We start from the raw sequence: 18,116 nt of genomic DNA on the forward strand, positions 1-18,116 counted from the left end.
CTTCATTCTTTAAAATTTAATATTAGTTGGTTTTCATCTATTTTCTTTTTAGGCTTCGGAAGTAGCAAGCTACGTACAGCCTGTGGAGTCATTTCGTTGACAGTTTTCATCGGGAGCTCACTGCACGTAATGAAATACTGTGCTTTCTTCATCACTACTCCTATTTTTTTGAGCTGATAATACCCGAGCTTGGAGTATCGGCGGGAAGCAATGATTAACTTTGCCGACTTTACACCGATGCCCGGCACACGAAGAATCAACTCATAATCCGCCCGGTTGATGTCGATCGGAAACTTTTCGGGATGACGCAATGCCCACGACAATTTAGGATCTATCTCCAGATCGAGATCGGGATATGCATCATCTACAATCTCATCTACTTTAAACTGATAAAAACGCATCAACCAATCTGCCTGATAAAGACGGTTCTCGCGAACCAGAGGCGGTTGCTTCAAAGCCGGCAAACGGGTGTCATAGGTATTGACAGAAACATATCCGGAATAATAAACACGCTTCATCGTGGGGCGCTGGTACAGGGCAGAAGAAAGAAAAAGAATATCCTTATCCGTTTCGGCCGTGGCACCTACAATCATTTGCGTACTCTGTCCTGCCGGTGCAAACCGAGGTGCATGGCGGAATTTCTTCCTCTCTTCACTACTTTCCAATACCCCCTGCTGGATATACAGCATAGGAGCAAACACACTCTTATGATCTTTTTCGGGAGCTAACAGTTTTAGATTTTCTTCTTTGGGTATTTCGACGTTTACACTCAGACGGTCGGCATATCGCCCGGCCTCATTCACCAGTTCACGACTGGCCCCAGGGATACTCTTCAAATGGATATACCCGTTGAACCGATGGACTTCACGCAAGTCCTTGGCAACCCTTACCAGACGCTCCATCGTATAATCGGGATTCCGAACGACTCCCGAACTCAGAAACAATCCCTCGATATAATTCCGACGATAAAACTCAATCGTCAGATCCACCAATTCGGATACGGAAAGAGTGGCACGCGGCAAGTCATTACTACGCCGGTTGATACAATAGGCGCAATCATAAATGCAATAATTGGTAAGCATGATCTTCAGAAGCGAAATACACCGCCCGTCTTCCGCAAAACTATGGCAAATGCCCCATCCGCCTACGGTGTTACCCAACGTCCCCGGCTTGTTGGCACGAACTGTACCACTGGAAGCACAAGATACATCGTATTTGGCAGATTCAGCCAGTATTTTAAGTTTCTCAAGTACGTTCGCATTCATAATCCATATAGTTTTTGCATTTTTTTCATCTCACTTCTCATCACATCACGCAAACTTTGAGGTTCCAATACTTCAATCGTTGCTCCCTTCGAGAACAGTTCTTGAATAAAATCATAAGTATGTGAGATATAAAGTTCAAAATCGGTATATTCCTCCGTCGTTGTTATCTCTTTCTGGCTGGAATGTAAAGGAAGATTACGCAGATAAGGCACCTGCCCGGCAGCAACCCTTAACACGGTACGCTGCGGCGGCAATGTTTCATCCTGAATAATACCGAAACAATCGCGGAAATAATCTTGCGGCGTAAATTTACGGGGAAAGCGGAAATTCTCTTCCCCGACAGACAAACTTTTGATACGATCTAATGAATAAGAGCGGAAAGCATCATAGGACCGGTTGATCCCTATCAGATACCAGCGATGACGGAACAGTTTGAGAAAATAAGGTTCCAAAACGACCTCTTTAGAATGTTCCCACGTATATGCCTGATATTCCAGACGAAGCACATGTCCGGTTCGCATGGCATCTATCACCACATCCATATGCTGTAACCCCAAAGGAGCCTCTTCAAACACGATCCGGTTCTTCATATCCATATTTTCCTGCAGGATACTGTTCAATGAGAAACTGTTGAGCAGCCACATTTTCAGTTTATTTCCCAACATTCCCTCCGCATCGGCTATATAATAGGTATTCGTACGCTTGTCACATTCTATATTAATGTCGAACATCTCTTCGATAGCCTGCCGGTGATTATGAAAAGTGCGCAAGGGAATATCGGTACGCATAGCGTCTCCCGCCCGCCAACGGCGATTGATCTCACTAAATGTAATACGCCCACTACGATAGATAGTATCTACCAACCAGATGAGTCTGTTGAATTGTTGCTTTGCCATACATCTTTTCTTTATTATGCTGCAAAGTAGCACATAGTTTGTGCCAAAAATAAGCATAATAAAAAGAATAAAGCAGTAACCAAACGTTTTTTAATGTATTCCCTTCAGAAACTGTTTTGATTTTTATTCGGAACTTAGAGTCTGTTTAAATTTTCCTCTTAAAAGTTTTTATCAGTTTATTTTGAGTTTATTCTCGGTCTGTCTTCCTTTTAGGAGCCGGTCTATATGACTAAAGACAAAGTTGCAAACGGGCAAAAAAGAAGGTTGAAGAAGCCCGAAACAAACAAAAAGAGAAATCCTATAAAAATCCAAACTGTTTCTCAGTCTGGCAGCGTGAAATAAATAAAAAAATTCCGTCGGCATTGTCAAAAAGAACAGTTATATTTGTTATATATCATATGAAAGAGATAAAAATAACCGTTATATTCATATTGCTCTTAACGAGCTATTTGCAAGTGATGAATGCACAAAATGTGCAGAGTAATAATCTTAAAAAACAGGAGAACCAAAAAATGAAAGATCAAAGTGAAATATACTTCGCCGGGGGATGCTTTTGGGGGACAGAGCATTTTCTGAAACAGATCGGAGGTGTTGAGAGCACCTTAGTGGGTTATGCCAACGGAAATATCGCAAATCCTACTTATGAACAAGTATGCAGTGGAAATACCAATTTTGCCGAAACGGTGAAAGTTACCTACGATCCCCGTAAGGTAAGACTTCCCCTGTTGATAGACCTCTATTTCAAAACCATAGACCCGACCAGCGTCAACCGTCAGGGAAATGACCACGGATCACAATACAGGACCGGTATTTACTATACAGACCCGGCGGATCTTCCGGTCATACAATCAGCGGTAAAGACCTTGGCCGAGAAGTATTCCAAACCTCTCGCCGTAGAAATCAAACCCCTCGCCAATTTCTATAAAGCGGAAGATTACCATCAGGATTATCTGGATAAACATCCGGGAGGATATTGTCACATCGACCCATCCCTGTTCGATCTGGCCAAAAAAGCAAACAGCCCTAAAACAACAGCTAACCCCATTTACAAAAAACAGGATGAAGCCACACTACGTTCTACCCTTACCAGCGAGCAATATGCCGTAACGCAAAAGAACGCCACCGAACCGGCTTTCCGTAATGAATACTGGAACGAAAAACGCCCGGGCATTTATGTAGACATCACAACCGGAGAACCTTTGTTCGCTTCTACCGATAAATTCGACTCGGGATGCGGCTGGCCCAGCTTCACCAAACCGATAGAGAAATCGCTGATCGAAGAAAACATAGACACTTCTCACGGTATGAGACGTGTGGAAGTCCGCAGTAAAACGGGAGACGCTCATTTAGGACATGTATTCACGGACGGTCCTGCGGACAAAGGCGGATTACGTTACTGCATCAACAGTGCTTCTCTCCGCTTCATCCCCAAAGAAAAAATGCAAGAAGAGGGATACGGTGAGTATTTGAAGCTATTGCCTTAAAGCAAGCCTTATTAAAAAAGAAAAAGCCAGTCCTCACATGGACCGGCTTTTGCATTTCTTCGTATACAGCTAATTATTTTTTAGACTCTTCCAAAGATACTTTACGGAATTCTTTCATTGCTTTTTCAATTTCCAATGAAGCTTTACGAGCACGGGTTCCTGCTGCTTTGTTACCGTTCTCGATTTGTGCATTTGCATCTTTGTTAAAGTCAGCTACAAGAGCTGCGATTTTTTCTACTAATTCTTTCATGATCCTTTTTATTTTCTTCGTTAATAATGATTGGCAAAAATACATTCTTTCCCGAAATAAACGCATAAAAACAATCTTTTTTTTGAATTAATCTGCTAAAATAACGCTAAAAAAGGCGGTTTATGCTTTTTTCTTTACCTTTGCAATCATGAAACCACTTACAGATACCGAATACATACATACTTTAATAGCTGAAGGCGAACATCAGCAACAGGATTTTAAATTTGAAATTTCGGATGCCCGCAAGATAGCCCGCACCTTGTCGGCCTTTTCCAATACCGATGGGGGCCGTTTGCTCATCGGCGTAAAAGACAATGGAAAAATAGCCGGTGTACGCTCGGAAGAAGAGAAATATATGATAGAAGCGGCCGCCCAACTCTATTGCCTGCCGGAGGTGCATTATACCATGCAAACATTTCATGTTGAAGGACGCAATGTATTAATCGTTCAAATAGATAAAAGTGATAAAAAGCCGGTGTATGCCAAAGATGAAACCGGGAAACCACTGGCTTATATCCGTATTAAGGATGAGAACATCCTGGCGACTCCCATACACCTCCGCGTGTGGCAACAGAGTGGCAACCCGGCAGGAGAATTGATACAATATACCGAACGGGAGCAACTGCTTCTCGACTTGCTTGAAAAGAATTGTTCGCTTTCATTGAACCGGTATTGCCGCCAAGCTAAAATTTCACGTCGGGCTGCCGAACATTTGCTGGCCAAGTTTATCCGGTTCGATATCGTGGAGCCGGTATTCGAAAATCATAAGTTCTATTTCAGGCTGAAATGAAGCCTCTCCCCAACCCTCTCCGTAGGAGAGGGGGCTGAGTTAGTCTTGTGACAATTTTACAGTAAGCTGTGTACCAAGTATACTATTGATTGGCTGAGTTAGTCTAAATAAGAGTATCTATCTGCCCCCTCTCCTCCGGAGAGGGCTGGGGAGAGGCCTCTTTTTTATCAGAAATGAATATAACATAAATTGCAGAATACGAATAGTTGGTGTAAATCAACTTATTTAGTACTTTTGCAACCGGAATACGAAATTCATAATTTATAATCTTAAAATTGTAATTCATACATATATGGGCATATTTGCTGACTTATTCAAGAAAAAAGCCGATGCCAACGGAAAGGCGGTAGGTAATGTAGAAGATTTCGTGTCACTGACACGCGTATATTTCCAATCGGTAATTGCCGTAAATCTCGGTATCACCAATATCCGCTTCCTGCCGGATGTAGCGCAATTCAAACGTCTGTTTAAGATACCGACCCAGGGCGGCAAACTGGGATTGGGCGAAAAAAGCGCTGCCCGCAAAATGTTGATGGAAGATTATGGTATCAATGAGTCATTCTTCAAAGAGATAGATGCTTCCATTAAGAAAAACTGCCGTACACAGAACGATATACAGGCTTACCTGTTTATGTATCAGGGATTTTCCAACGATTTGATGATGCTGATGGGTAACCTCATGCAATGGAAATTCCGTATGCCGTCGATATTCAAAAAGACACTGCGCGGAATGACAGCAAAGACTGTGCACGATGTATGTACAAAAACCGTATGGAAAGCAGACGATGTACACAAAACCGCAATGGCCGTACGTCAATATAAAGAAAGGCTCGGCTATTCCGAAGAATGGATGACAGAATACGTTTATAACATCGTTTTGCTGGCCAAGAAAGAGCCCAAGCATAAAAATGAAGATACAAAAGCATAAATGTAACCCAGAGTGTTAGAAAATAAAAAATAACTGTAAAATAACGTGGTGACATAAAAGCGGAGGAGAAATTCCTCCGCTTTTTTTATTATATTTATAAGCAAATAACATGCCAATTTAACAATTGTAAAAAATAATAGCTTATGAAACAAAAGAAAATGCTAACTCTCACCCTTTCTCAACTTAAACAACTATACCAACAAGAGCTACCGGAACTTTACCAACTGGCTAATGAAACCACTAACGAAACGGACTTCAAAAACAACCTCGATAAATTCCTGTCTCTCCATCCACAAGCAGAAAGCAATACGGGTAAGCAAATTCGACTCCTTATCAATTACGACGGAAGAAGTATCCACGAACTTTCAACAGAACAAGACATGCCGGTGCAAACCTTTTCATTACTCCACCGATTCCTTACCGGAAATCTGGAAAACACCGACATGGCCACAGATTTATTCATCGACCTGTTCTACCTGTTCAAAAGACTTGAAATGACGGAAATCCCCCTCCCCTCTCCGCAACGGATAAAGAGCCGTACCGAACGCTGGCCTACGGGACTGAACGAGGAAGTGATGGAGATCCGTGCCCAAAACAAGGAACGGATACTGCACATACTGATCCAGAAGATTGAAAACAGAAAATCCGGTTCCACCCGTTTCCGGTTTGACGAAGGACTCAGTTATGACGAAAAATATCAGCTCGTCAGCCAATGGTGGAATGATTTTCGTTTTCACCTGTCGATGGCAGTAAAAAGCCCCACTGAACTGAATCGCTTTTTGGGGAATTCTCTTTCCAGCGAAACGATGTATTTGCTGTCGCGCGCACGCAAAAAGGGTATGCCTTTCTTCGCTACCCCCTACTACCTTTCACTGCTCGACATCACCGGTGACGGATATAATGACGATGCCATCCGCAGCTATATCCTCTATTCTCCCCGCTTGGTAGAGACATATGGCAACATTCGCGCCTGGGAACGGGAAGATATCGTAGAACCCGGAAAGCCGAATGCTGCCGGCTGGCTATTGCCGGACGGGCACAACATCCACCGCCGTTACCCGGAAGTGGCTATTTTGATACCAGACACGATGGGACGTGCCTGCGGCGGACTTTGTGCCTCCTGCCAACGTATGTACGACTTTCAAAGCGAACGTCTCAACTTCGAATTCGAAGCGTTGCGTCCCAAAGAGAGTTGGGACAAAAAATTACGCCGCCTGATGGGGTACTTTGAGGAAGACACCCAATTGCGTGACATACTGATTACCGGAGGGGATGCCCTGATGAGCCAAAACAAAACATTGCGAACGATACTGGAAGCCGTCTACCGAATGGCCGCCCGCAAGCGAAAAGCCAACCTCGAACGGCCGGAAGGAGAAAAATATGCCGAATTGCAACGGGTACGTCTCGGCTCCCGCCTGCCAGCCTATCTGCCCATGCGCATCAATGACGAATTAGTAGAGATTCTCCGGGAGTTTAAAGAAAAAGCGTCTGCCATCGGAGTGAAGCAGTTCATCATCCAAACCCATTTCCAGACACCACTGGAAGTTACCCCCGAAGCACGGGATGCCATCAGCAAGATACTTTCTGCCGGCTGGCTGATTACAAACCAATTGGTCTATACCGTAACAGCTTCCCGACGGGGGCATACGACCCGGTTGCGCCAAGTGCTCAATTCATTGGGAGTGGTGTGCTACTACACTTTCTCAGTAAAAGGTTTCAATGAAAACTATGCGGTGTTCACTCCCAACAGCCGTTCTCTGCAGGAACAACATGAAGAAAAGATATACGGACAACTCACCTCCGAGCAGGCTGCCGAGCTATATACCCTGCTCGAAAATGGAGAAGACACGGCTACCCGTATCCGCCGTTTTATGAGAAAGCACCACCTGCCATTCCTCGCTACCGACCGAAGCGTACTCAATCTGCCTGCCATTGGCAAAAGCATGACATTCAACCTAATAGGTATCACAGAAGACGGTAAGCGTATCCTTCGCTTCGATCATGACGGAACACGCCGCCACAGCCCCATTATCGATAAAATGGGACAGATCTATATCGTAGAAAATAAATCGCTCGCCGCTTATCTCCGGCAATTAGGAAAAATGGGAGAAGATCCGGAAGATTATGCCACTATCTGGACGTATACGGAAGGCAAAACGGAACCACGGTTCAGCTTATACGAATATCCGGAATTCGACTTCCGAATCACGGACAAGATGAGCAATCTGGAGATTGGATAATATACGATAATACTGCTTATGCATACCGGTGATCGTAAGCAGGGTACTTACCTCCGCTAAGCACCGTCCATACCGCCTGTATACACCGTGCTTAGCGCTCTTAAGTACCGTTCTGAGGAAAGCTTTGCACGGTGCACAAAAACCGGGGTATTCCCTCACTCTATATGCCCGTTTTCAACCACTTTTCACCAATTACGGCCGGTATCCCACCAAAGTCTTGTTCCGGCATTATCTTCTTCTCCCAAAGCATCGACCAATGCACGGTATTGGCTTTCGTTTTCTGTGATCAACGAACCGGGAAAATTCAAGCGACGGATCATAGTCTCCGTATCGATACAACCGTTCTTGCTATTATTAAACCGCACCGGGAAAAGACGCGGATAGCCCGTACGACGCTGTTCGGCCCATGCTTCACAACCCTCGGGAAAGATAGCCAGCCACTTCTGAGTTATGATCTTCTCCAGTTTCACCTCGTCATCGGCCTCCTCTATCCAGCGTGGGGATACCAGACAACGGGCTTCTATATTATTCTCGGGATCATAGACATCTATAAAGTCAGAGGCCACTTTATCGCTGTTGAGATATTCATCCACTTGGGTAACATTGTGTTGTTGGAAAGAGACAGTTACCCCGTTCTCATAACAATCACTCTCCTCTTCCGAAGTCCAACCACGTAAAGCAGCTTCCGCACGGAGAAACCAAACTTCTGCCGCAGTCATCAGAACGGCATCCGTAGCCTGAGTGACAGTAAGCTTCGACAAGACATTGTAACGGTTGTGAGCAAAGCAAGTGCCTTGACGAATCCCTCTGTATTCTTGTTTCAACTCATCAGCCGAACAGTGTGTAAAATAGGATTTCCTCCGGGGATCATCGTAACCATTCATGATAGATTCCATCGAAGCACTCATATACGTTTCTTTCCATACAAGGTTCAACTCGCCAAGCGGATTGCTATAACCGCCCTGAGTGGAGACAGCAGCCTGCTCATCAGAGGTTTCAAAAACACCGTACGAATTTTCGAATGCCTTCACAAATTCCATGCGCGCCTTATCAGGAGATACCACCGCCAAACGCATGGCAAGCCGCATTCGCAGAGAATTGGCAAACTTAATCCAGGAGGAATATTCGCCATCCAGCAAAATGTCGAAACGCGCAAATTCGGAAGCGTCCGGTTTCCGCTCTATATAATCGGCCAATGCCGTTACTGCCGTATCCAGTTCAAGAAAAAACTCATTGTATACTTTCTCCTGGCTATCCGGCAGATATTCCCCTTTAGGATCGGCAAAATTGGTGTACACAATCGGGCCGTAATAATCGGTCACACGGTGCATGACCGCCACCTTCAATATTTTCGTTATACCGAAAAAAGCCGGTTGCCCGGTACGGGTAAATTGTTCCGACTGGTAGATCTGAGGGAAAACATAAGCATACGTATGTCCCCACATCGCACTGTTCCAACCATCTTGCAGATTATAATCCGAGTTATGGCTACCCCCATTCAGTGGTTTGGCATCGTGCATATATCCGCTAAACATATCCGCGTTCAGATTTTGTATCAGTTGGAAAGGCCAGTTTTTCCCTTTACCGTAATCATAATTAAAATAAATGCCCTGCTGGATAATTCCCAAACGGATGCCATGATCGTTATTATCCACTTTCAGGTCTTCATCCGTAATGCCGGCCAAATCGGTATTGAACTCTCTAAAACCGGAAGTACAGGAAACAAAGAAACCGCCCAGCACTATAAATAAAAATACCATGTCCTTTTTCATCTATCCACCCTCCGTTTTAAAAGTCACACTTAATACTGAATCCCAAGCTACGCGTAGTGGGCATTCCATAAACATCGATCCCTTGATTGTCATTTCCGGTAGAGAGTACCAGATCCGGATCAAAAGGCGCTTTCTTATAGAAAAAGAAAAGATTGCGCCCCACAAAAGAGAGCTGTATTTCATGAAAGATCTTCATCTGTTGTATCCAGTTTGCCGGCAAGCGATAACTCAACGAAAGCTCCCGCAAACGAATATTCGTGGCATCATACATATAATATTCCGTCACACCGGCACGTCCGCCGACTACATTCTTATAAAACCTCTTCACATCCTCTATACGACGGCCTTCCAAAAGGACATATCCGGCATCCCGGGCATCGGCCGTGGCTTTGGATACCCCATACATATCCATATCCGCCTGTGTCTGCGAAAGAATATCTCCGCCATACCGCCAATCGATCAGACAGTAAAGACTGATTCCTTTATAAGAAAGAGTATGGCTCCACCCCATAGAGAAAACCGGATTGGCATTTCCCACTTTTACCGTATTCCCGTCACCCTCCACCTGCGGCAGGCCTTTGTTGTCTCCGTCGGTTTCATAAACGATATTTCCCTCTGCATCACGCACGAATGCCTTCCCGTAAATATCACCGATGGAACCACCTTCCACCAACTTCATGGCATAACTCGAGGAAAAGCTGGTAGGCCCGTACACAAACTCTTTCAATTTCTCATGCAATTCGATAATTTTATTCTTATTGGACGAAAAGTTCAATGTAGTTTTCCACATAAAATCCCTGTTCATCACCGGAGCAGCATCCAATGTCAACTCCCATCCTTCGTTCTGTATATTGCCGGCATTGACATAGCGGTATGCAAACCGATCACCGGAAAGAGCCGGCAACTTGAAGAACTGGTTACGGGTATTCGTGCGATAATAAGTGGCATTGATGCCTAAACGGCTTTGCAGAAAACGCCATTCCGTCCCCACTTCTACAGAATAAGTCATTTCCGGTCTCATCTCCTCAAAAGGAGCGGCATCATTTGCCTGTATTCCTCCACCGGCCACTACATGCGAAACAGAATTGGTGATAAACAAAGGAATATCATTCCCCACCTTACTGTATGCCCCACGCAATTTTCCAAAAGAGATCCATTCGGGTAAAGCCATCCATTTGTTGAAAATAAAAGAAGCACCGACCGAAGGATAAAAAAAGCCGCTCTTCTCATGTTTCGTAAAAGCAAGCGTCGAAGCCCAGTCATTACGGGCCGTCACGTCGATAAAGACGCTTTCCTTATATCCCAATTGTGCCGTGGCAAATACAGATTGCAGTTGTCTGTGTGCATCGATCCTCTGATCAAGCACAGCGGCACTGTTCATCAGGATATTGGCCAAAGTAAAGACATTGGGGTATTTCAATGAGGCCGTTTTTGAATCATAACGGGTGGAATTCACCACCTTATCATTGATGCTGCCACCGATAGCGGCATCCAACGAAAAATCATTCCATTGTTTCTTTACAGTGGCCATCACATCGCCATAAAGCAATACTTCCTGATAATCCATCTCAAGATACCGCCCGTTCACACCTGCCAAAGCCGGAGCGGTAGACGCATAAAACTTCTGCCGTAACTTATCACCTATATAATCCATATTACCGCGTGCCTGAATGTCCAGCCAATCGGTTACTTTCACCCGCGCCGATAAAGAAGCGATCACCCGTGCACGGGTATCCTTGCTCTGAATCCGGTTTACAATCCAGTAAGGATTCTGCTCGAAGTCGTCAGAAGGCGCATGCCAGTTCTGCACATTCAACTTACGGTCTTCATCGTACACCTCAAAATTATCGCGATAATAAGAAAGGTCTTCACCACGCGGAAAACGATATAATCCCACAAGCGGATTCATATAAAATCCTCCCGGAACCGGTTTGTTTTCCACTACCTGCCGCATGATATTTACATTTCCATCGAGTTTCAAACGGCCGTTGAACAGTACGGAAGTCTCCCGCAAATTCAAATTATGCTTCGATAACCGGTTTTTATCGACAATACCCCGCCCGGTAGTATTGGCATAAGAAAAATAATTTTGCAGTTTCTCATTCCCATGACTCACAGAAAGGGAAGTAATAGAGGTAAAACCGGTACGAAAGAAATCATTCAGATGATCTTGTTCAGGCAATGCTTCCTGTGCTCCCCAACTATCCACACCATCACTAACGCCATAGCGATTCTGCATTTCGGGAAGACTGAAAGCCTTATCAATAGTCAGACTGGTAGAAAAAGAGATTTTATGTGCGCCCGTACTCCCCTTTTTGGTCGTTATCAGAATCACGCCATTGGCCGCTTGACTTCCATACAAAGCTGCTGCCGGTGCACCTTTCAATACAGTAATGCTCTCCACGTCTTCCGGATTCAAGTTGGAAATGCCATCCCCCCCGTCACGATTGCCCGCATCAGCAGTCCCGCCAATAGCCGAATAGGCCTGTTCGGAAGTGGAATTCAGCATCGGCACTCCGTCTATCACATACAGTGGCTGATTATCACTGACCACCGAACGGATGCCACGAATGCTGACCTTAGCCGAAGCCCCCGGACCGGAAGAGTTTTTACTTACCTGCATACCCGCCGCCTTTCCGGCCAAAGCGGTAATCATATTCGTCTCTTTTACCCGGTTCAACTCATCACTCTTCAACTGCATGGCCGAATAAGACAAAGATGAAGCCTTCTTTTCAATGCCCAATGCAGTCACAATCACGTCATCGAGCATCACCGCATCTTCTTGCAATACGATCTTGAAATCCGTTTTTCCAGATACGGGAACCTCTACGCTTTCATATCCTAAAAAAGAGACCACCAAAGTAGCATCCGGATTTACGAGCAAAAGAAATTCACCGTTCACATTGGTCACTGTTCCTTCCGATTCTCCTTTTACCTTAATAGTAGCACCAACCAAAACATCACCTTTGGAGTCGTATACCGTCCCGCTTATCTTTTTTTTTGAAGAAAACTGATCATGATGACCATCATGTTCTACATTAACGGCATAACCGACTGTTGTACAAACAGAAAAGAGGAATGTCAAAAAAAAACAGATAAGTATTCTCGCACTAACTAACATGTTCATTAATATCAATTTGTATATAGACAAATATACATAATAAAATCTAAAAAGAGGTTATCCCAATATCATTTTGATGAAAGAGTTCGCCAAAACGCGTATTATCACTATTTTTGTTGCAAATAAAACGATGAAAATGGAAATAGAAATAGAGAATCATCCCTTGCAACCTTTTCTTCCGGTAAAAGCCCGGTTATTAATGCTTGGAAGTTTTCCACCACAAAAAAAGCGGTGGTCTATGGATTTTTATTACCCAAATCTAAATAACGATATGTGGAGAATCACCGGAATCCTATTCTTTAACAACAAGGATTACTTCTTGAATGAATCGAAAAAAGCCTTTTGCAGAGAGCGCATCATCGACTTTCTTAATGAGAAAGGAATTGCACTTTTTGATACGGCTTCTGCCATACGCCGCCTGCAAGATAATGCTTCCGATAAATTCTTGGAAGTTGTGCAACCTACCGATATCCGCGCACTGCTCCTGCAACTTCCGGAATGCAAAGCGATCGTCACTACCGGTCAGAAAGCCACGGATACCCTCCGTACGCAATTCAGTATAGAAGAACCGAAAGTGGGTGATTTCTCCGAATTTTTATTCGAAAACTGCCCGATGCGTTTATACCGTATGCCATCTTCCTCGCGTGCCTACCCTTTAGCACTGGACAAAAAAGCTGCCGCCTATCGCATCATGTATCAAGATTTACAAATGCTTTAATCAATATATATATAGGAAACCTATGAAACCGATCTTTTTGCAATACCCCGCATGCAGCACTTGCCAAAAGGCAAAAAAATGGCTGACAGAGAACAACATTGAGTATACCAACCGGCTCATTGTGGAAGATAATCCCACAATAGAAGAATTAAAGGCCTGGATTCCCCTTAGCGGATTGCCGGTAAGAAAGTTTTTCAATACCAGTGGATTGGTATATAAAGATCTGAATCTCAAAGACAAGCTACCTACCATGAGCGAAGAAGAGCAAATCGCCTTATTGGCCACCAACGGTAAATTGGTGAAACGTCCGTTGGTAGTCACCAATAATTTTGTACTGGTAGGTTTCAAACCTGCCGAGTGGGAAAAGCTAAAATAGTTGAAAACTTCTTTGCAGAAGCGCTTGCAGATTCAAAAGTTTATTCTACCTTTGCACCCGCAAACACGGGAGTAGCTCAGTTGGTAGAGCACCGGTCTCCAAAACCGGGTGTCGGGAGTTCGAGCCTCTCCTCCCGTGCAAGATTTCAATAGCTGTGAGTTAATAACTCGCAGCTATTTTTCGTTTTCAGGTCGGACAATAGCTAAAACAGCCCATTCATTCTCCTAAAATTGAATCTCCAAAGTCACTTCTCCCCCTCCGACAGTCCATTGCGGACCTTCCCGCACAAGACGTATCGCTTCTTTATCAACGGAAGGACATAAACTTCCCTGTACCTTTATATCGATAGGACGCCCCTCGTCATTCACATAAAAAGTCAGTATCACTTTCCCCTTTACCCGCTCACATTCTTTATCTGTCGGACGGTTCAGATTCTTTTTCAAATATCTCCGATAAGCCTTTTCCCCGATTACCGGACGAGGCATCGTCAATTGTTCTACGGTTACTGCCGCCCCAGTCAGATTCGCTTTCCGCTGAGTCCCGTACCCTACTACTACCACTTCATCCAATTCTCTACTGTCTTCATTCATGGCAATCAGCATCTCCTTACTTGTATCGGCTGGAAGAATAACCGGTTCATAGCCTATATAATTGACCGTAATCTCTTTTCCGTCATTCATCGGCAAAGTAAAATTACCATTCACATCCGATACAGTTCCATTATTAGTACCTCTTACAGTGACGGTAGCTCCCACAATAGGCTCTCCAACCTTATCAATGACACGCCCTTTCACTCCGTTTACTTTTATCCCGCTTACCATTCCGCTCAGTTGCTTTGCAATACCATTATTGGTAACGGCAGACAGGGCGGTACTAACCGGTTTGGCAGCTACCGAATCCACTTCAACAACATCAGCCATTACACTCATCCCTGCTTCATCGGCAATTTCTTCCCGCATCTTCGCAGGAGCTGCCTTTGATAGTTGCCGTTCCCGACTGGCAAACACCTTCACCGAATCTCCCCGGACAGTTCCAGCCAATTTTCCCTTTTCTTCCGGATGTACCGATTTTGCTAAAGGTAACTGAGGTGTTTGAGGCACAACCTGCAACACGGTATCCCGTTGCAAGGCTTCCAATGTCATAAAAACATCTTCCGGTAGCCTATTTTTCTGATATATGAAATAGCTGCTCAAACAAACACCTATCAATAAGCTCGCCGCTACACTCCACACAACAGCATGATTCCGTTTTCCCTTTGCTTTTCCCCTGATCCGGCGACGTAAAATCTCTATCTGATACTCCTGGTTCTCCCCTACGCTGTCATAACCATCCATAGCATCGGCAAGAAAAGGATCACGCATCGCCTCTTTCTGCAAGCGATGAGCCTCTTTCCCCTTTCGAGTTCCTCGTATGTAGTCTAATAGCTTCATTGGATCTGATTCTTTATGCAAATCTTTAAATTTCTTTTCCCGTTCTGAATATAACTTTTCACATGGTTCAGTGTTAAACCTGCCTGCTCCGCAATATCGGCATATGACATCTCTTCCATAAAAAATTGCGTAATGCTGATACGTTGAAGTTCTGGCAGTTTTTCAAGACAATGCTTCAAGGCATTCAATTGTTCTTCCGAATGATCCTCCTCAGATAACAGATGCAAAAATTCATCGGATTCCATAATATTAATCGTATAATCAAGCGGAATTTCCTTATTGTCTTTCCTTAATATCTGCAGACAATGATTTTTAGCTACCCGGTACAACCACGTTTTGAAAACTTTTATCTGATAATTGGATACTTTGGAAAGCAGTTCTTCAAAAAGTTGCATGACTGCGTCCTGTGCACGAGCCTCATCACTCAGATATTTAAGACAAAGTCCGTACAGCAACGGAATATAGCGGTTGTATAATTCACCGAAATATTCTGTTTTACCCGAATCGGTATACTGCTGTAACAGTTCTTCATCAGTCAACTTTGATATGTTTTTCTTGAAAAACAAAAATTCTTTTTAGGCAAAGTTAAAAAAAACAAGTAAACATCAAGTCATATCGGAAAATTAAAAATAGACCCAAAGTATCCAAGTATAACCAATCGGTCTAACAAGAAAGCATTCATACACATAACACACTAATAATCAGTCATTATCAAAATATATACTTTTATGTAGCATGAATATATACTTTTACCCAACAAGAATATACACTCTTACATGACAAGAATATATCTTTTTGCAATCACATAAAAACGAAGCAACTCTCCGACATTACAAGAAAATACCCCCGTCAAGCTGAGAACATACAGCTTTTCGGGGGTATACTGCCAAAGGCCTTCTATTTACCAGTTTGTTATCCTTTTACCAAACAATTACCTTTTTCGTTATCATCTCATCCGTCAACATTATTTTTACCAAATAGATTCCTTTCGACAATTCAATAACCATATCATTCAATAAAACCGACTCCGAATATACATTTCCTCCGTCCATTGAATAAACATTAACCACACCTTTCAAATCACACTTGCCGACAATACGTATCGCATTTTCTTCACTTATTATTTTTACAGGAGCTACCGCCGGCTCTTTATCAATACCGGTTCCTGAGCCAAACATGGCAAACGGACCACCCACTTTTGCATTATCGACCGCCTGCACTCCCCATGTATAATCACCGGTCAATCCTGTCACTTTATATAACACCCTCTTGCTGATCAATCCGGAAACTTCAGACACTTTCAAACGTCCGGTAGCAATATCGGCAGGAACCGTCATTCGGACAACGTCTCCTTGCTTGATATACAAATTATATTTCAAAGCATTGGCCGAAGTCTGATCATCTTCCGGAGCATCCCATGAAAACATGGCAATACCATTGGCACCCGGAGTCACTTTCAAATTCTTAGGTGCACCGGGAGCTTTATTAGACGCGACTCCTTCTCCCAAAACATTCTTCATCAAACGGGTATGCGATCCTCCTGCATCACCATAACCTACCAAACACGCATCCAAATTGCCATCATTATCAAAATCCACAAGATTGGCAGTCCCTCCTCTCTGTGCTGCCGCACCGGCATACACAAGTGGAGAAGCTATGAACATAGGAGCACCAAGCATACCTCCATTATTCAAATAAACAACATCATTCTCACCCGTCGCATTCATATAAAGAATATCACTAAAGCCGTCATTGTTAACATCACCGGCATCAATGGAAAGCTCCTGCCTGTTATTGGGTAATCCCGTCGTAGCAGCATCGTACTTAGTGAATCCTCCTGCTGAATTAAGATATAAATCGCCACGCCAGTTCCAGCTCACATTCTCATCCCATCTGACTCCGGGAACAACAAAATCAAGCTTTCCATCATTATTATAATCAAGCCAGGCCGGATTTCCTTCTTCTATACCTGCAAATTCAATAGGCTCGGCAAAAGTTCCGTCTCCATTATTTTTATAAACCGCCCCGTTATAACTGCCATGATAACCATAATCGGCATCGTATTTATCAGCATCTATTCCCTCACCCGAAACAATAAGGTCCAAAAACCCATCACCGTCATAATCACCCCAAGCTGCACCACCGCCCGATAATTGTATAAACGGCTTAGCTTCACTACCCAGTTTGTTTTTCACCGGTTTATCGATACGTTCGAAGTTCTGTCCATTCACATTTCTGTACAGATATGCTATTCCTGTATTTTTATCTCCTCCATTTGTACGCCCTTGAATATACAGATCGGTCCAACCATCCCCATCATAGTCCGCAGCTACTACATATCGGGTAGAGCGATTCCCATCACCATTATTGATTAAAGGAAACAAGCCGGTAAATACCTCTTCAAAGCCGGCATCTCCTCCTTTATTTTTCCACAGACCCGAGTACAGTTCTCCATTACTTTTCTTCCCCGCCAAAAATAAATCCAGATTTCCATCATTATTATAGTCAAACCAAGTGGCATTGGATGTTCTCAGATCCGGAAAATTATGTTCCACTTTCTCAAATTGCCGGCCATTTTTATTTTTATAAAGCAGTGTCTTTTCTCCCTGTGAAGTCACACCAGACACGATCAAATCCAAAAAGCCATCATTGTCATAATCCCCCCATGCAGCAGCAGCTTCATAAATTAGAGGAATATTTTCTGTTCCGTCATCTACTACAACCGGATTCAATATCTCAGAGAAAGAGACATTTTTCACCTGAGCAAAAGCAGAAGTACAAACAAATCCGGCTAATACAAATGTATACTTAAAGATTTCTATATTTTTCATAATATATCCGATTTT

14 protein-coding genes and 1 tRNA gene are annotated in these 18,116 nt (G+C 43.7%); 7 read left to right on the plus strand and 8 right to left on the minus strand.

What is annotated here, in order from left to right; translation table 11 throughout:
* Positions 1–2 precede the first annotated feature (2 nt).
* Positions 3–1,265 (minus strand): putative DNA modification/repair radical SAM protein, encoded by a 1,263-nt coding sequence (locus HMPREF1532_RS03070; RefSeq protein ID WP_005924643.1) that lies wholly within the window; start codon positions 1,263–1,265, stop codon positions 3–5.
* The gene (locus HMPREF1532_RS03075; protein WP_005924647.1) at positions 1,262–2,161 is read right to left on the minus strand and encodes a helix-turn-helix transcriptional regulator; all 900 of its coding nucleotides are present in this window, start codon (positions 2,159–2,161) and stop codon (positions 1,262–1,264) included. Before HMPREF1532_RS03075 ends, HMPREF1532_RS03070 begins: the two co-directional genes overlap by 4 nt.
* Before the next feature lie 398 nt (positions 2,162–2,559).
* On the opposite strand from HMPREF1532_RS03075, the gene msrB reads away from it, so the two are divergent.
* Complete coding sequence (msrB, locus tag HMPREF1532_RS03080; RefSeq protein ID WP_005924650.1) at positions 2,560–3,645, plus strand: peptide-methionine (R)-S-oxide reductase MsrB; 1,086 nt, start codon at positions 2,560–2,562, stop codon at positions 3,643–3,645.
* Between the two features lie 73 nt (positions 3,646–3,718).
* Here the strand turns inward: msrB and HMPREF1532_RS03085 are convergent, their stop codons facing one another.
* A complete protein-coding gene (locus HMPREF1532_RS03085; RefSeq protein WP_002562150.1) occupies positions 3,719–3,895 on the minus strand; it encodes a histone H1 in 177 nt (58 codons plus the stop codon).
* Between the two features lie 148 nt (positions 3,896–4,043).
* Between HMPREF1532_RS03085 and HMPREF1532_RS03090 the strand changes: the two genes are divergently transcribed.
* From HMPREF1532_RS03090 to HMPREF1532_RS03105, 3 genes are all read left to right on the plus strand, one after another.
* Positions 4,044–4,685 carry an AlbA family DNA-binding domain-containing protein gene (locus HMPREF1532_RS03090; RefSeq protein ID WP_005924654.1) on the plus strand — a complete coding sequence of 214 codons (642 nt, stop codon included), beginning with the start codon at positions 4,044–4,046 and terminating at the stop codon, positions 4,683–4,685.
* Positions 4,686–4,977: 292 nt separating this feature from the next.
* Complete coding sequence (locus HMPREF1532_RS03100) at positions 4,978–5,613, plus strand: hypothetical protein (protein WP_005924660.1); 636 nt, start codon at positions 4,978–4,980, stop codon at positions 5,611–5,613.
* 143 nt (positions 5,614–5,756) lie between these two features.
* On the plus strand, positions 5,757–7,853 hold the full coding sequence (locus tag HMPREF1532_RS03105) for a KamA family radical SAM protein (RefSeq protein ID WP_005924663.1): 2,097 nt from the start codon (positions 5,757–5,759) through the stop codon (positions 7,851–7,853).
* A gap of 185 nt (positions 7,854–8,038) precedes the next feature.
* On the opposite strand, the gene HMPREF1532_RS03110 is transcribed toward HMPREF1532_RS03105, so the two are convergent.
* Both HMPREF1532_RS03110 and HMPREF1532_RS03115 read right to left on the minus strand, forming a co-directional pair.
* Complete coding sequence (locus tag HMPREF1532_RS03110) at positions 8,039–9,625, minus strand: SusD/RagB family nutrient-binding outer membrane lipoprotein (protein ID WP_005924666.1); 1,587 nt, start codon at positions 9,623–9,625, stop codon at positions 8,039–8,041.
* A 16-nt stretch (positions 9,626–9,641) separates the two neighbouring features.
* The gene (locus tag HMPREF1532_RS03115; RefSeq protein WP_005924669.1) at positions 9,642–12,746 is read right to left on the minus strand and encodes a SusC/RagA family TonB-linked outer membrane protein; all 3,105 of its coding nucleotides are present in this window, start codon (positions 12,744–12,746) and stop codon (positions 9,642–9,644) included.
* A gap of 136 nt (positions 12,747–12,882) precedes the next feature.
* On the opposite strand from HMPREF1532_RS03115, the gene HMPREF1532_RS03120 reads away from it, so the two are divergent.
* From HMPREF1532_RS03120 to HMPREF1532_RS03130, 3 genes are all read left to right on the plus strand, one after another.
* A complete protein-coding gene (locus HMPREF1532_RS03120; RefSeq protein ID WP_005924672.1) occupies positions 12,883–13,464 on the plus strand; it encodes a uracil-DNA glycosylase family protein in 582 nt (193 codons plus the stop codon).
* Between the two features lie 22 nt (positions 13,465–13,486).
* Positions 13,487–13,840 carry an arsenate reductase family protein gene (locus tag HMPREF1532_RS03125; protein ID WP_005924675.1) on the plus strand — a complete coding sequence of 118 codons (354 nt, stop codon included), beginning with the start codon at positions 13,487–13,489 and terminating at the stop codon, positions 13,838–13,840.
* Positions 13,841–13,905: 65 nt separating this feature from the next.
* Positions 13,906–13,978, plus strand: a tRNA-Trp gene (locus HMPREF1532_RS03130).
* 86 nt (positions 13,979–14,064) lie between these two features.
* On the opposite strand, the gene HMPREF1532_RS03135 is transcribed toward HMPREF1532_RS03130, so the two are convergent.
* The 3 genes from HMPREF1532_RS03135 to HMPREF1532_RS03145 form a co-directional block, all read right to left on the minus strand.
* On the minus strand, positions 14,065–15,270 hold the full coding sequence (locus HMPREF1532_RS03135; protein ID WP_005924677.1) for an energy transducer TonB: 1,206 nt from the start codon (positions 15,268–15,270) through the stop codon (positions 14,065–14,067).
* Positions 15,267–15,836 carry an RNA polymerase sigma factor gene (locus tag HMPREF1532_RS03140; protein ID WP_005924680.1) on the minus strand — a complete coding sequence of 190 codons (570 nt, stop codon included), beginning with the start codon at positions 15,834–15,836 and terminating at the stop codon, positions 15,267–15,269. The genes HMPREF1532_RS03135 and HMPREF1532_RS03140 overlap by 4 nt, the downstream gene beginning before the upstream one ends.
* A gap of 354 nt (positions 15,837–16,190) precedes the next feature.
* Positions 16,191–18,101: an FG-GAP-like repeat-containing protein gene (locus HMPREF1532_RS03145; RefSeq protein ID WP_005924683.1), complete on the minus strand. Its 1,911-nt coding sequence runs from the start codon at positions 18,099–18,101 to the stop codon at positions 16,191–16,193.
* Between the last annotated feature and the right edge of the window lie 15 nt (positions 18,102–18,116).

It is taken from the genome of Bacteroides salyersiae WAL 10018 = DSM 18765 = JCM 12988 (assembly GCF_000381365.1).
Classification (GTDB): Bacteria; Bacteroidota; Bacteroidia; order Bacteroidales; family Bacteroidaceae; genus Bacteroides; species Bacteroides salyersiae.